Source organism: Moorena sp. SIO4G3 (genome assembly GCF_010692305.1).
GTDB lineage: Bacteria > Cyanobacteriota > Cyanobacteriia > Cyanobacteriales > Coleofasciculaceae > Moorena > Moorena producens_A.
Genome location: NZ_JAAHIG010000216.1, coordinates 1 through 15,601 on the forward strand (window position 1 = coordinate 1; position 15,601 = coordinate 15,601).

Annotated in this window: 13 protein-coding genes and 1 pseudogene; 3 read left to right on the plus strand and 11 right to left on the minus strand. The window is 42.7% G+C overall.

The annotated features are described in order from the left end of the window. Positions 1–106: 106 nt before the first annotated feature. Complete coding sequence (locus F6J99_RS28880) at positions 107–271, minus strand: type II toxin-antitoxin system HicA family toxin (protein ID WP_293117904.1); 165 nt, start codon at positions 269–271, stop codon at positions 107–109. Continuing rightward, entirely contained in the window at positions 268–468 is a 201-nt protein-coding gene (locus F6J99_RS28885) for a type II toxin-antitoxin system HicB family antitoxin (RefSeq protein ID WP_070395127.1), read from the minus strand. Before F6J99_RS28885 ends, F6J99_RS28880 begins: the two co-directional genes overlap by 4 nt. A gap of 216 nt (positions 469–684) precedes the next feature. Here F6J99_RS28885 and F6J99_RS28890 point away from each other — a divergent pair, with 216 nt between their 5' ends. Then, entirely contained in the window at positions 685–3,198 is a 2,514-nt protein-coding gene (locus F6J99_RS28890) for an ATP-dependent helicase (protein ID WP_293117907.1), read from the plus strand. A gap of 196 nt (positions 3,199–3,394) precedes the next feature. Here the strand turns inward: F6J99_RS28890 and F6J99_RS28895 are convergent. Next, positions 3,395–3,763 (minus strand): annotated as a pseudogene (locus tag F6J99_RS28895) (transposase). 454 nt (positions 3,764–4,217) lie between these two features. Beyond that, the gene (locus F6J99_RS28900; protein ID WP_293117910.1) at positions 4,218–5,441 is read right to left on the minus strand and encodes a macrolide family glycosyltransferase; all 1,224 of its coding nucleotides are present in this window, start codon (positions 5,439–5,441) and stop codon (positions 4,218–4,220) included. 327 nt (positions 5,442–5,768) lie between these two features. Between F6J99_RS28900 and F6J99_RS28905 the strand changes: the two genes are divergently transcribed. Together F6J99_RS28905 and F6J99_RS28910 are read left to right on the plus strand one after the other, a co-directional pair. Next, positions 5,769–5,990: a hypothetical protein gene (locus F6J99_RS28905; protein ID WP_293117913.1), complete on the plus strand. Its 222-nt coding sequence runs from the start codon at positions 5,769–5,771 to the stop codon at positions 5,988–5,990. Beyond that, positions 5,980–6,288, plus strand: coding sequence for a hypothetical protein (locus F6J99_RS28910; protein WP_293117915.1), 309 nt, complete (start codon positions 5,980–5,982; stop codon positions 6,286–6,288). Before F6J99_RS28905 ends, F6J99_RS28910 begins: the two co-directional genes overlap by 11 nt. Positions 6,289–6,466: 178 nt before the next feature. Here the strand turns inward: F6J99_RS28910 and F6J99_RS28915 are convergent, their stop codons facing one another. The 7 genes from F6J99_RS28915 to F6J99_RS28945 all read right to left on the minus strand — a co-directional run bounded on the left by F6J99_RS28915 (position 6,467) and on the right by F6J99_RS28945 (position 15,365). Beyond that, a complete protein-coding gene (locus F6J99_RS28915; RefSeq protein WP_293117918.1) occupies positions 6,467–7,696 on the minus strand; it encodes a glycosyltransferase in 1,230 nt (409 codons plus the stop codon). 58 nt (positions 7,697–7,754) lie between these two features. After that, positions 7,755–8,471 carry an SDR family NAD(P)-dependent oxidoreductase gene (locus tag F6J99_RS28920; protein ID WP_293117921.1) on the minus strand — a complete coding sequence of 239 codons (717 nt, stop codon included), beginning with the start codon at positions 8,469–8,471 and terminating at the stop codon, positions 7,755–7,757. A gap of 136 nt (positions 8,472–8,607) precedes the next feature. Further along, positions 8,608–10,440, minus strand: coding sequence for a carbamoyltransferase (locus F6J99_RS28925; RefSeq protein ID WP_293117923.1), 1,833 nt, complete (start codon positions 10,438–10,440; stop codon positions 8,608–8,610). Positions 10,441–10,445: 5 nt separating this feature from the next. Beyond that, positions 10,446–11,810 (minus strand): cytochrome P450, encoded by a 1,365-nt coding sequence (locus F6J99_RS28930; protein ID WP_293117926.1) that lies wholly within the window; start codon positions 11,808–11,810, stop codon positions 10,446–10,448. A gap of 92 nt (positions 11,811–11,902) precedes the next feature. Next, positions 11,903–12,931, minus strand: coding sequence for a methyltransferase (locus F6J99_RS28935; protein ID WP_293117929.1), 1,029 nt, complete (start codon positions 12,929–12,931; stop codon positions 11,903–11,905). 353 nt (positions 12,932–13,284) lie between these two features. Next, positions 13,285–14,625, minus strand: a complete 1,341-nt coding sequence (locus tag F6J99_RS28940; RefSeq protein ID WP_293117932.1) for a cytochrome P450 — start codon at positions 14,623–14,625, stop codon at positions 13,285–13,287. Positions 14,626–14,627: 2 nt separating this feature from the next. Next, on the minus strand, positions 14,628–15,365 hold the full coding sequence (locus F6J99_RS28945) for a hypothetical protein (RefSeq protein WP_365974406.1): 738 nt from the start codon (positions 15,363–15,365) through the stop codon (positions 14,628–14,630). Positions 15,366–15,601 lie beyond the last annotated feature (236 nt).

The window sequence follows — 15,601 nt, forward strand, 5'->3', positions numbered from 1 at the left end:
TTATTATAGCGATTTTATATAAAAGTGTCGAGTACTAATCGAGATTTTTCTCACGGCGACTAAAGTCGCTACGAGCTTTCATCCCCGGTTTAAAAACACGGGGCTTTCAGCTTTGGGAGTCACGTAAATCTCGGTTACCATGAACAGGGATAGAGAGAATAGCTTGAACACCCTTCTTGCTATAAATGTGATGACTACTATTGATTCGTTTGAGAACCCATCCTCGCTTCTCAACAATTTTGCAGAGAGTCTTGCCAGATATAGACTTCATAGGGATAGCTCAACTAACTGCTTATCAGGCTCAAACTCTTCTCTTTCGCTCGCCACCTCAATCCAACCCTGGACAGCTTCTTCAAGCATTTCTATAAGGTGTTCGTAGCTTTCGCCCCATGTATGACATCCAGGTAGTGCTGGAACTGAGCCACACCACACCCCATCCTCTTGCCAAATAACTGCTTTAATCTTCATTGCTGATACTGTGATCCACTAGAACTGTCTACACTTTGAGTATAGAGTCATCTTTCGGAATCTTGGGTTGGAGCGGTTAACGCCAGTCAACTATCCTAAGGTTTGTCAGCAGTGAAAGTTGAAATAAGGCTGATACACCTCAACGAAAAGCTATAGCGATTTGCAACCTGCGCTAATTAAAATACCAAAAAATAGTCAGTTGCAGCAAATCTCAACATGTCAGACGATACAGATACCAAGTCAGACTCAGGGCAAACCCCCCTCGCAGCTTGGCGTGCCCAAGAACTCCAACGACTCCGCAATAGTTTAAGACGGGGACAACAACCAATGGCCGACTGGCAAGGGGGAACCTTAGCGGTTTCTGCTGTGCCTGGTGCTGGGAAATCTACTGGCATGGCAAAAGCTGCAGCAATTGCGATCGCAAATTACCAACTCCATAGCAGATATCAATTGCTGGTAGTCACCTTCACTCGCTCTGCCGCTGCCAGTATTCGAGCTAAAATCCGCGATGACCTAAAAACCCTTAAAGTTCCACAAAATAGCTTTGTAGTCTATACCTTACATGGTTTAGCCCTCTACATTGCTAACCGTCATCCAGAATTATCGGGACTTAATCTAGACAGTAGTACTCTAGTAACTCCAAATCAAAGTCATCGCTTAATCCGTGCCTGTGTAGAACAGTGGATTGCTAATTATCCACGCCGGTATCTTACCTTGCTCGAAGGTCGAAGCTTTGATGGAGAAGAAACAGAACGGTTGCGCCGACAATCCGTATTGCGAACGGAAGTCTTACCTAACCTGGCCTACACCGTTATCCATGAAGCCAAAAGTTCTGGGTTATTACCAGGAGATTTGTGGCACCTGAGTGAACAGACAACGGATGAATATGGGATATTAGCGATCGCAGCAGGACTGTATCAACAGTATCAAACCATAGTGCGATCGCGTGAATTTATCGACTACGACGACATGATTCTAGCCGCCCTGAGAGTGCTAGAAAACGATGCCATCCGTCAGCTCTGGCAAAATCAATTTTTTGCCGTCTTTGAAGACGAAGCCCAGGATTCCACACCGTTACAATACCGACTCTTGCAAACCCTAGCCACATTGCCAGCTACTTCCGAACCAAACCTTGAACCTTGGCCTATTGGCCACGCTAAGCGAACAACCTCCCAACCTTCAACCTCCCAACCTTCAACCTCCCAACCTTCAACCTCCCAACCTTCAACCTCCCAACCTTGGCCTATTGGCCACGCTACGCGAACAACCAAACAACCTTTAACAAATCTGATCCGAGTTGGAGACCCCAATCAAGCCATTAACTCTACCTTTACCCCAGCTGACCCGATTTACTTCAATTGGTTTTGCCAAGACTGTCAGGCCATAGCACGTTTAGCCACAATGGATCAAGCGGGTCGCAGTAGCCAGGTTATCATCGATGCTGCCAACTTTATCGTGAATTGGGTCAATAGCACTTATGGCAGCAAAAACTCTACCGAAACAGTACCACAGCCAGACTCTATCCCCCAAACCCAAGCATCTCCTGAGCTACCCTTTCGTCCTCAAACCATTCGTCGAGTAGATGCCAATGACCCTCAACCGGATGCCAACCCAAATCCAGAAGGGAAAGGCTTAGAACTTTACACTCCTAAGGACATCTACCACACAGTCGAGCTGATTGGAAAGCGAGTAGTAGAGCTATTTGCCAAAAACCAAAACCATAACGCTGCTGTGTTAGTACGGGAGAATCGACAAGGAACCTTTGTGGTGGAACAACTGGAGTATCTCAAACGCCAGCATGGGATTGAAGTGTATGATGTCCAAAAACGCGATCGCGAATCCCACGTTCCCAGTCAAATCCTAACACTGCTGCAATTTCTCGACCGTCCCCATTCTCCGGATTACCTAAAAGCTGCCCTAGATGTCTTGGTAAAACGTCAGTTAATTCCCACCCAAGACCTCAATGCTCTATCGACTTATCCCGAACAATTCCTCTATCCTGGTCCATTGGATCCACCCCATACAAAACCAGTTATCAAAGCTCGCCGCTACTGCTGTGATTTACTACGTGCTCGTCTAGAACTCCCCAATTATCACCTCATTTCCTTTCTGGCTCAGACCTTAAACTATGACCAATCCGAGCTCGCCACAGCAGATAAATTAGCCGAACGGATAGCAAAACAGACCTTTGGCAACAGTTCTATCAGTGACACTCTAACAGTACTTCAGGAAATCGTTAGCTCAGAACGTTTTGAACCTGTAGACCCAGACAATACAGACTCCCCTTATCTGCGTTCCCATCAACTGACTGTAATCACCATGCACAAAGCCAAAGGATTAGACTGGGACTATGTTTTCTTGCCCTTTCTCCATGAAGACACCCTTCCAGGTAATCCGTGGGTACCTACTGCTGCTCAGTTTTTGGGAGAATTTACCCTAGCAGAAGTAGCCAGGGCTCAAATTCGTGCCTACCTTCACGGGAAACCCTTACCCATGGCACCCGAGGCTTGGGAACAAGCGGCACAGCTTAAGACTGCTGAAGAATTCCGCTTACTCTATGTAGCCATGACCCGAGCTAAACGATTGCTGTGGATGGCCGCCGCTGATTTGGGACCATTTCGGTGGAATACCTTTAGTGGTAAAGGAGATAACTTGCAGCAGAAGAAACCTTGTCCAGTATTGCCAGCATTGAAAGCTCAGTTTCCCAATTCTTTAATAGTTAATGATTAATGGTTAATGGTTAATTGATTCCTAATCACTTTAAATTTTCAATTTCACCATACACCAAAATACATAAACTATTCTGAAGTCATTAAGCGGATTTTATCCCAAATCCGGTTTTCAAAACCCACGTATAATACCAAATCCGCTTCTCAAAACCCCTTTATAAAAATCAAGCAAATTTTTTTATGCCAGGAATCTAGAGCTATGGGAATAAGGGGGGTATGGGAACAGGATTTGGTATCAGTTGCCAACCGGTAGTTTGGAAAAGTTGCTGACTCAGTTTTTTGGAAATATAGCCAAAGTCCCCAAACAGTTTACCGGTCAAGTTTTGGACAAGTTGGGGAACGAGTTTTCGGTCATCAATATTGCCCGGTGTCAGGGTAATATTGAGCAATTATCCGCGTTCGCGTAGCGTGGCCAAAGGCCAATCGTTAACGACATTATGTAGCTTGAAGCCAAAGAACCAGTCTACGGATGTCCGCCCCCATGCCGCAAGTCCTAAAAAGGTAGGATGTTGAGAAATGCGTCGATTCTGACAAACTTTGAGCTTGGTCGAGTCGATAAAACTCACCCCGGTATTTGTGCCAAAGCAGTATCGTAGGTAAGCACATAGGGGTAGCAGGGTCTGTGGGAGTAACTTTACAAAACGCGAGTAGCGTGACCATTCCTAGAAAGTCATCGTTCCAGTAAGGTTGAACTAGTTTTTGGTAAAAGTCTTTAAAAGTACGGTAGCCGATTTGGTCAAAAGCAATCACAATCGTCATGGGTTCGCTATGCGTTCGCTCAAACATAGACCGGATGAGCGGTTGCGGGTTTTCATGCCCGCTTCTAGTAGTTGTGTATTCCACAGAGGTTCAAATGCGCACGCAGAAGTCTAAGCCCCATCGGGCAGGCTACGCGAACGACATGACAGAAAAGGTCTTCTAGACTAAGCATGGAGCAAGGGGAGGGTTGATGGTTGGCACTTTCAGGCTACCCGCTTCGCTCCTCCTTATCCAAAACTGACGTTAACTTATTTGTGATCGCTATAAGTTATTCTTAAATTCTATAATCTTATCAGATGCTCTACTAGAGCCGCCTGCTTTCCCAAACCAATTACCTAGCTTCTCTACATTCCTACGAATATCAGGACTATTCATTACCTTTTCCGCAATCTGTTGCAACTCCACAGGCTTGAAGTTGTTTTTCTTAAGCCATATACCTGCTCCTAATTTCTGTACTCGGCTTGCCAGGAAAAACTGGTCTGCGCCTCGGGGAAATACCAATAATGGAACTTGATTCATCAAACCTCCCAAAACTCCATTTAGACCTCCATGAGTAATGAAAAGCTTAGCGTACTTGAGAACTTCTAATTGTGGCACCCAATTTCGGACAATAAAGTTCGCCGGAATCTCTCCCAGCAACTGAATATCTAAAGATTTACCAACAGTCATGACCACACGATGATTACTGTGACCGAAGGCCTGCAAACACTTTTTGAAGAAGGAAACGTCTTGATTATAGAATGTTCCTAGAGAGATATAGATCACTGATTCTCCTTCAAGTTGGTCCAAAGGAAAATCCGATTCAGGTGGTAAATCTAAATAGCATGGCCCTGTAAAAATGTAACTCTCGTCATATAAATCTCGCTTGATTGGGAGGTATTCTGGCAGCAATATCACATTTAAATCACCTTGCAGTCTGAGCATCTTATTCAATTCAACGTTTCCTACCGAATACAGTTGCTTCAATTTTTTCCAAAGATTCCTATTGTTGAAAAACCATTGTAGCTTCTCCAGAGTTGAGCCTTCTGAAATCGGGTGTAATGCAGACAAAAATGGAAATAATCTAGGTGATAGAGTGAATGCTAGTAACTCTGACATTGGAAAACTAAAGCTAGGAGGTACAAAAGTAACAGTATGGGTCGATACTGTAGGAAGATGAAGTAACTGGCTCAGCAGACATCCCAAGAGGCAGGTAGACTCAAACATAAACAATTTGGGAGAGTCGCGTTTGACTTGTTCAGATAAGACAGGCAAAAGTTCTAAACTGGTTTCCATTCCATAAGCTTCCATTGTATAGAAACTTTTCGGATCTAATTGACTAGGGAGTGGTTGAAATTGGGCACCAGTACATTCAATCCGATGTTGAAACTCCTCAGTGCAGTAGTAATCTACTTTCTCTCCACGTCGAGTAAGTTCTTGAACTAATCCCAAGGTTGGGTCAATATGTCCGTAGTAGGGAACATTAAAGTAAACGATGTCTGACATTTTACACCTAAATGTAGTTAATCTAGAAATGTAATCGCTGGAGTTTAGACTAAGACAAGCAACGTTGAGGGTAATTATATCAACTCCAACTTGTGTTACTCCTATCTGAGTAAAATTTTATGTTGATTTAGATAAAAGTATACACAAAATAGGACACGACATGAAAGAGTGTAACAATTAAAAATTGTTGACACTCTCCCTTTTAGAAAAAGAGGGATTCTATAGAACTCGCACTCTAAGCATCCCCTTTTTTCACATCACACTTTCAATTATGCTTTGAAACCCTAGTCTTATCGTTAGTTTGAGCGATAGATTTGCCAAACTGGGATGCTCGGTTTTGATGAGCCACATCAAGATGATCAAGTCCTCGATCAATCATCTGTCAATAGAAACGGTCAAGCGATCGCTATCAGTAGCTTTTTGAGAAACGAACTATTCCGCTACCCAGTAAGAGTCACAAAGTTTTTTAAAAGCCTGCGATCGCGAGGGCGGCTAGGGAGTGATGTGGGGTATACTGAGTTACTATCAGGGGTAAATTATGAGAATTAACCAAAATTGTTCACCTCTGCCCTATATGAATTATAAACAACTTCAGGAATTCCGAGTCGAAGTTGTGGCACAGGATGATCTCCCTTGTCAAAAACCAATTCAGAATTTGACTCCAGGACAGGTAGCTCAGTGGATTGCAATACTTTTACCGGAGATTGCTACACCTACTGTTTCTCCCAAACCCCGTGGAAAGTCTCCAGGTTGGATCGAAGGGAACAAGCGTACTAAAATAAATCGTTACCCTGTGGTCAAAAAAGGTAAATTACGACCCAAAAAATTGTCGAAAAAAGCCTCTTAAGCTATATTTTATCAGGGTTTTTTATAGTTTCTCAGCTTCTGGTTATGGCTGGGGTAATTTTTCGGAGTTTAAACTACAGTTATAATGAGAGTACATAATATTGTAATGTTGGTACGGGTTTAGGCTAGCTAAGAGACTGTTTGTATTTCAATCTATTGCCTGTTCAATAGTTTACTGACTAACATTTTGTAACTCGCCAGTTAAATTTTAAGTTGATCCAAAAGTTCCAAGAAGTAACAACAGCAATGGCCACTAAATTAGCCATTAAATAATTGATGTTGAGAAGATTGGATATTAAGTTCAAAATCATGACATTAAAGACTAATCCCAGGAGACAAACAGCATTAAACTTAATTAGACGAAGCCAACGCTGATGCCAGCTATCTTGCCGAGAAGAAATATCCCCAAACGTCCAAATCTCATTCCATGTAAAGTTGTTGATAATGGAAATTTCAGCAGCAATAATTTTACTAACAGTTAATCCTAAATCTAATCTTGCAGGATCATGGAGAAGATAGAGTAGGCTCATATCTACACACACTCCTGATAAGCCAACTACTCCAAAACGCATGAAACGCTTAAAGGGAAATGATAAATCCTGTTTCAGGTCACTCAGCTTACTCAAAGAAAGACGAAGATAGAGGAGGTGGTGAAGATAGTCAAAATAGTTTTGCTTAGTGACCTTACTCTCTCCAGTTTGACGTTCTTGAAAGACATACCCTACTTCAGAAATTTGGTTAATTCTGCCACGAGCTAGGACTTCAATTAAGATCTTGTAGCCAATAGGGTTGACATAACATTCAGTAATTGCATTACGCTGAACTAAAAAATAGCCGCTCATCGGATCGCTTAACCGGCTAATCACACCCGGTAAAATCACTAGTCCTAAGATCTGTGCTCCCCGAGAGAGAATGCGCCTAACAATACTCCAATCACTCACACCACCTGCTTCAATATGGCGACTTGCCACAGCTAAATCCACACCATTTTCAATCGCTTCAAGCAATTTCAGTAGGGTTTCTGGGGGATGTTGTAAATCTCCATCAATCACTCCCAAAATATTCCCTGCTGCAATTTGCCAGCCACAAAGTACAGCAGTTGCCAGTCCCCGTTCCTGTTGACGACGAATCACACGCAAGTGTGGGTATTCCTTGACTAAAGACTGTGCGACTTCCCAAGTACGATCTGGGCTATCATCATCAACAACAATTAGCTCATAATTAGACTGGAGCACAGGAGTAAGCAAACTGCTGAGTACTTTAATCAGCTTCTCAATATTCTTGCTCTCATTGTATGTAGGAATAACTAACGAAAGAAAAGATGGTTCCGTCAGGGTGATGGAAGGAATTACATAGCTACCAATAGCTTTCTCAGTCTGAGGTAGAGGTTTTTCAATAGAAATAGACATAATTGATTCGCAATTGTTAGAGTAGTACATCCTTTGGTCAGTAAGCTGAGATGGCGTTCTAACTATAGGAAATTTCCTGACGTTTGTAAAAATACTTGCCACTTAAACTTGGCGAAGCCTGTGTTGCTAACCAAATAACAGTATCAGCTCCTTGTTCTGGAGAAAGAGGAGCCTGCTCTCCCCCCATATCCGTTCTGACCCAGCCTGGCCACATCGCATATACTGCAATTCCTTTTGGCTTCAATGCTTCTGCCAGCAGAATGGTTGCACCATTGAGAGCCAGTTTAGATAAAGAATAACTAGGCACATCCGTGGCTAAACCACTAAATTGACCACGTTCGCTAGAAACATTAATAATACGAGCTTCAGATGACTTTTCTAACAGTGGAAGTAAGGTTTGAGTCAGATGAATTGTACCGAACGTGTTGGTATTCATTCCAATCTGTAGCAAATCCCGAGAAACAGTCAGAATGCTAACATCTTGGTCGGGGAAGACACCTGCATTATTGATTAAAACATCAAGATGGGTAATCGTTTGGCTCAGGCTCTCTGTCATGGAATGAATGCTACTGTCATCCGTAAGATCCATCTGAAAAACTTGGATTTGAGATGCAGGAGAGTTTAACTGTGCTGCTGCCACTTTAGCTCTCTCAAGAGAACGAGCTGTCAAAATCACGTCAAATCCAGCTACAAGTAACTTTTGGCAGATAGCAAACCCTATACCTTTATTACCACCAGTGACAAGTGCATATTTTTTATCTTGCTGGTACTGCATAATTTAAATGAGAAAAGGATATTAAAACTCTTTATAAAAATAGTAAAGAACGAGTGTGTTCCACTTTCACAGCTTTACCTGATCAGGTTGGAAGTTTGGCTCAAGTCTGACAAAGTTAGGATGCACATATGCAAACTTAATCCAGAATAAATGATCTTGTTTGCGCAGTAGCGCTATCAGGTTGTGCAGACTTGGCTAACAGGAAGTTCTCTATGACCAAGTAGTCCATCTCAGTCCCCATAAAACATTCATAGGCATCTTTAGGAGTACACACAATTGGCTCACCACGTACATTAAATGATGTGTTCACAAGTACGGCACAGCCAGTCTTAGCCTCGAAATGACGAATCAAATTATAGTAACGAGGGTTAGTTTCTTGATGAACCGTTTGGATGCGTGCTGAGTAATCAACGTGGGTGATAGCTGGAATGTGAGAACGCTTGACGTTCAATTTATTGATGCCAAAGCGTTGCTGCTCCTCTGGTGTCATAGAAAGACAAAGCTCCTGTTTGACTGGTGCTACAATCAACATATAGGGACTAGGGCGATCAAGCTCAAAGTAGTCTGAAACTCGTTCTGCTAGGACTGAAGGAGCAAAGGGACGAAAAGATTCTCGGTACTTAATCTTGAGATTCATAACTGACTGCATCTTGGGGTTGCGGGGATCGCCAATAATAGAACGACTGCCCAAAGCACGCGGTCCGAACTCCATTCGCCCAGAAAACCAGCCAACAACATTGCCCTGTTCCAGAATTTCGGCTAGGTAAGGCATAAGCTCATCATCATCAAGTCGCTGATAACTAGCGTCAGATGCATGTAGATAGTCTAAAATCTCTGCATCGGTGAAACGTGGCCCAAGATAGCCTCCTCCCATGGGATCTTTCTGAGTGGAGATGCGTTCCATTTCATGGTACTGGTACCAGAGAGATAAAGCAGCTCCTACTGCTCCGCCTGCATCTCCAGAGGCAGGTTGAATCCATATATCTTTGAAGCCACTCTCTCGCAAAACACGTCCATTCGCAACACAGTTGAGAGCAACACCACCAGCTAAACAAAGATAATCTGCGCTCAGTTCCTTTCTGACAGTCTTTGCTAGACGCAGCACAATCTCTTCCACCACATGCTGAATAGATCTAGCTAAATCCATTTCCCTTTGGGTGATTTTTCCTTCTGGCTGGCGCGGTGGTTTTCCAAATAATTCATGGAATTTATGGTTGGTCATGGTTAGTCCAACAGTGTAGTTGAAATAATCCATATTCAACCGAAAAGTACCATCCTCTTTGAGATCTATTAAGTGTTCTAAAATTTGATCCACATACTTAGGCTCACCATAGGGGGCTAAACCCATCAATTTGTACTCACCCGAATTGACCTTAAACCCGATGTAGTAGGTAAATGCAGAATAGAGCAAGCCAAGAGAGTGGGGAAAATGAATTTCCCAGTGTGGTATGAGTTGGTTCCCATCTCCCAACCAAACGGATGTTGTAGCCCACTCCCCCACACCATCTAAGCACAACACAGCAGCACGATCAAAAGGACTGGGAAAAAAAGCAGATGCTGCATGAGATTGGTGATGTTCAGTAAAAAATAAGGGAGGTAACTCGGAGACCTTACACTCTGCAAGTTTCGCCAGTTCCTTCTTCAAGAGCGTTTTGAGGTAAAGTTTTTCTTTGAGCCAGACTGGCATGGCTTTGAGAAAAGAGTAAATCCCCCTGGGTGCATAGTTCAAATAGGTTTCCAGAAGTCGTTCAAACTTGACTAATGGTTTGTCGTAAAAAACTATCTGGTTTAGGTCTGTAAGACTGATTGCTGCCTCTTTAAGACAGTAGGTGATCGCCGCGCTCGGAAACTTAGCATCATGCTTTTTCCGAGAAAAACGTTCTTCCTGAGCCGCTGCGATAATGTTACCATCAGCGACTAAAGCAGCAGCGCTGTCATGATAATAAGCTGATATTCCTAAGATTAACATATCTGTTATCCTTCACGTTCATTGATGATAACCATACGAAATCCCAGTGATGGAGAAATAGCAAATCGACTCCGCACAGGCTTAACATTTTGGTCGATTAACTTCAGATTTAATCTTGATACAATTGTGGCTATAACAAGTTTCATCGTGAACATTGCTAGTGTTCCACCAATACAGATACGGTTACCCCCACCAAAAGGAAAATACTCGTAAGGTGCATATTTTCTTTTCAGAAAGCGCTCTGGTCGAAAACGTTTTGGCTCAGGGTACAGCTCTGGACGTTGATGGGTTAAATAACTACAAGGCAACAGTACTGTTCCAGGTTCCAACTGATGCCCCATCAGCAACATCGGAGATTTTAACAGTCGCAACTCAGTTACCATAATCGGTGGGTAAATCCGTAAGGCTTCTTGACAGATAGCACTCAAATAGGGCAACTGAGCAATCCCACTCAGCGACAGATCAGCACCAGAACTATCCAACTCGCTCAGCAGCTTTTGGCGAACCTCTGGAAGAAAGTGAATCCAGTACATCGCCCAAGCCAAAGCAATTGAAGTGTTTTCAACCCCTGCCGAGAGAATCGCAAAGACTTGATCCTTCAAGTCGTCATCTGTTAAAGCCTTACCTTCTGGATCGCGAGCCATCATCAACGCACTCAGGATATCTGTTCGAGAAGGGTCTGAGTTTTGTCGCCGTTGCTGGATTTCTTCATCTAGTAGCTGAAACAGTTGGCCTCTAAGACGGACAAAACGTCCCCATGGGCTCCAATCTCCCAAGTCTGCTTGCAAGGAGAGAAAGCTCAGAACAGTAGCCTTTAGGGGAGAAAAGAGTGAAGTTAGCCAAGCATTAAACACTTTCTTAAAATGTTCAAGACGCTGCCCCTGGTCGAGATCCAACGTAATTTGTAAGATAACTTCTAAAGAGATATCTAGCATGGCTGGACAGACAAGAAAGGGGTGTCCAACTCTCCACTGACTGCTCACCAGTCTAGCCACTTCAACAATTTTCTCACCCTGTGCCTGAAGAGGCTGTCCATGCATCGGAGGCATTAGCAGGCTACGCATCCTCTTGTGAACAGCACCATCTAGCAAAAATAGGGATTTTTCCCCAAAAAAAGGCCCTAGTGCGTCTCCAGACTGCCCAAAATTAAACAAGTCAGACCCAGCAGAAAATATCTGTTTGAGTGCAAGAGGCTCACTCACAAACACGACTGGAGAATCAGGAATGGCAGTCATTCCTGCATCATCACATCCAAGGGTAAATACACCTCCGTGGTTGTGAGCACAGTCCTCCAGAAATTCTGTCGGCCAGATAATCATGCGGGCTTTCTGCAACCAAAGGGGAATCTTAGGACCATCAAGACTTGCCATAGTACAGCTTCTTGTTTTTACAGATAGAGTTATTGACCTGATGCTGGCTAGTCATTAGCCAGCCCTACTTCTGCTTCAACCCAGCGATTCCTCTAGACAGGAACCAATTCTATTACGCTGCATGGAGTATTCATGTTGATAGTATTTGCCCAGCGAAAACCAGATCCCTGGAAGATTGCTGCATACTCTTCTTTTGTACGAGGCCCACCATATCCCATACATAACTCGAATAAGTCTAGCCACTTGATCCAGCTATACTCATTAGCTGGGGGAATGATAGAATCAACCACTAGCAACTTACCGTTGTCAGCGATCGCCTGACGAACATTCTTGAGGATAGTCAGACAGCTATCACTATCCCAGTCAGCCATAATATACGACATCACATACAGATCTCCACCCTCAGGCACCGATTTAAACATATCTCCGCCTATCGTTTGACATCTGTCTGCAATTCCTTGCTCTTCTAGAAATGTTGCTGCCTCATCCACTGTTCGGGGTAAATCGAAGACAATTCCTTGTAGGTGAGGATTAGCCTTGAGAATAGATGACAACACAGTGCCTTGACCTCCAGCTATATCTACAACCTTAGTAAAGCTTGAAAAATCATAGGACTCAATGAAAGGAGTGTGAAAATTTTTAGCAACGGCAACCATTGCTTCGTTGAAGAGCGTTTGAGATTCAGGATGTTGATCTAAGTACTCCCAATAGCTATCTACCTGATAGCGATAATGGACAACCGATTTTCCTTCCTTAAATTTACGGTACATCTGGCCGATAGAACTCCAATGCCAATCATCACCATGCATGATCGCTAAGTCTCGCAAGGAGTAGGGATTATCACTTTGCATGTATTGGCCAACTGGGGTGAGAGCAAATTTTCCCTGTTCTACTTCTGTGAAAACATTAACACTTGCCAGGGTTCGCAATAACCGATAAAGAGAGCGAGTATCTGTATCAGTCGCTTGTGCGAGGTCATCAACACTTTTTGTTTCATTTTTGAGTAAATCAGCAATACCTAATCGTGCTGCTACACTCATTGCCTGGGTTATCCAAAATCCACTCACTAACTCAACAAAAGCTATCATTGGAGGCTTTTGTTCTATATTGTTGCTAGTCATCAAACACTCCTGATTCAAACACGCCTAGAATCACAATACACCTAAATTGGAACAGAGTCAGCAATTCTCAGTATAAAATATCAACTAGTGTTGGGAGGGAGTTCTAACTCCAATCCCTGGAGCATGAAAGTAAGCAGATCTTCCCAGCTATCGAAATACATATTATATAGGGTTTATCGCAGTTATGAAGTACAGTATTCTTTGAGGTTGATTCTCTGTCTTGATGCAGCGCATCGCTATTCCCTATTTTCTATTCCCTGTTCCGGTGAGCCCCTGTTCCCTGTTCCCTAAAATCCCGAAATTTTGTACCTCATAGATATGATAATTGCTATAACGGGCCTAGAGTAAACAGGCTAGGCAATACCCACCTTAGTCATCCTAACACCACCAGATGGTGTAATAACATAACCCCGGCGACGTGGCTTGACAGTCTGATGACTCACTAATTGAAAACTATAGTGAGATAACATTGCTGCTAACACCAATTTCATCTCTAGATTGACCAATTCATAGCCTAGACAGTAGCGTTTTCCACCACCAAAAGGAATAAACTCGCAGGAATAATCATATCGTCGTTCAAGAAATCGCTTTGGCTTAAACTGCTTAGGCTCAGGATACAAATCTGGGCGATGGTGAACCAGATAAATGCAAGGGATTAAAACAGTTCCAGCAGCAAACTGATTCTGACCAATTTTCACTGAAGATGTGGCAAGGCGAGGACTTGCATACTCAAAAACAGGATGGATTCGCAATGTTTCATCACAAATCGCTCCAAGAAAAGGCAAGTTACATATCTCCATCGGATCGGCTCTTCTAGGAAGGCTCTTCAACTCTGATAATAGCTTTTCTTTGACATCAGGCAATTTATGAATCCAATAAAGTGCCCAAGCGATCGCTGACTCACAGGATTCAAAACCACCAATAACAAGGGTAAATAACTCATCCACTAACTCTTGGTCACTTATCTGTTTAGAGTTGGAGAGCATCAGGCTAAGGATATCTCTACTATCCAACTTTTTTTGTTGACGCCGTTGATCAATTTCACGCTGAAGTAGACTCTCAATTTCCTGTCTACATTGCTGTAACCGCTTCCAAGGACTCCAAACTCCTAAATTCACCCTCAATAAATCGAAGAAAATCAAGCTATCTCCTGGGAAAGTGATCAAGGTCAGCAGTTTGCTGAAAAGACAGTGCATCTCCTCATATAATTGATCATTTTGTTTACCAAAAACTATCTCCACTATGACATAAAGCAGAATCTTTCGGATCACACGACTGGCGACAAATATCTCACCCGTCTCAATTTCGCCAAAAACTTTAATGGTTCGTTGGTAAACCAGACTACCCAAAGCACGAATCTCTCCCCCACGCAGAGGAGGTGACAATAGTTTACGATCTCGCTTGTGTTGATCTCGGTCAATCAAAAGCATTGATCCATTGCCAAAAATTGCCTTCAGAAGGCTATTTTCCATGACAAATTCTCCGTAATCTAAGCTATGTACAGCCCGGATATCCTGAGGATTGCTGAAAAAAACATAGGGACAGGATTGAGAGCCCCCTAATGGCAACATAAAGGTTTCACCATAGCACCTTACTAAATCATCCAGATAAGCATAAGAGTTAGTGTAAAACCGAAAATTTTGCCACTGTAACGGTGCTTTTGAACTTGCTATTATAGTCGGTATACTACTCATACTCATTTGCTCAAAAGTTTAAAGTCAATCTGACCCAGATAATCGAAACAAGGTATTTTAAAGATAGTTGTCTGAACAGTATGAATATTAATTGAAAAAATTCCAATGTCAACCTCTTCCAACGGGACAACTGTCACCTGTTCGCTCAGAGCATAGGATATCTCATTAAAGCTAGACAACTGGCTAGAACCGTAAACCCTAAGTTCCCCATTTTCTTGACAAACTCCAGACTCAATGGTGTACCAGAAAAGATTTTCCAAGGTTTTTTTATAATCTGGATCACTAGCTTGATAAATTTCTCTAGCAATATTCTCAAGAAACTCTCTATAAACTGATGAATTGAACAGTAAGGGAAGATGTCCAAAAATGTCGTGCCACATATCTGGTAGAGGGGAATAATCTAAGTCTTCCCCAGAGCGTATAAAAGTAGCAACTGGAAAATATCTGTTGCCGATTAAATTAAAAAAATCATCGGAAGGTACCAATCCATCCACGGGGAAAATTCGCCACCCTGAATAGGAATAAAGCTGTTCTGATAGAAGTTCTAAGTTTGGCAGATTATAAATTAGTGGTTGAATTTTTTGAACGGCTTCAACAAATTCTTGACAAGCCCGACCTTCTAACATCTGGCATTGCCTGTCATATAAAAGCCTCCAAGTTTCTTGATCTGATCTAGAGGAGCTACTGCTACCTAATCGAACTAAACTACTACAATCATACATACAAGTACTGCTGTTCATAATTAGATCAAAATTACATCAAACAAAAAAACTCTGAACTATCACTAGCAATTATCATAGCTATGAGGTACACAATTTCGGGATTTTAGGGAACAAGGAATAGGTATGCGATCAATCAATACAGGGAATCAATGTCAAAGAATAATGTACCTCATAACTGCGATAAACGCTAGATTAACACTTGATAAAATCTGCCTATCACATAGCTATTCAAATAACCTAGATTTCAGAGAGCT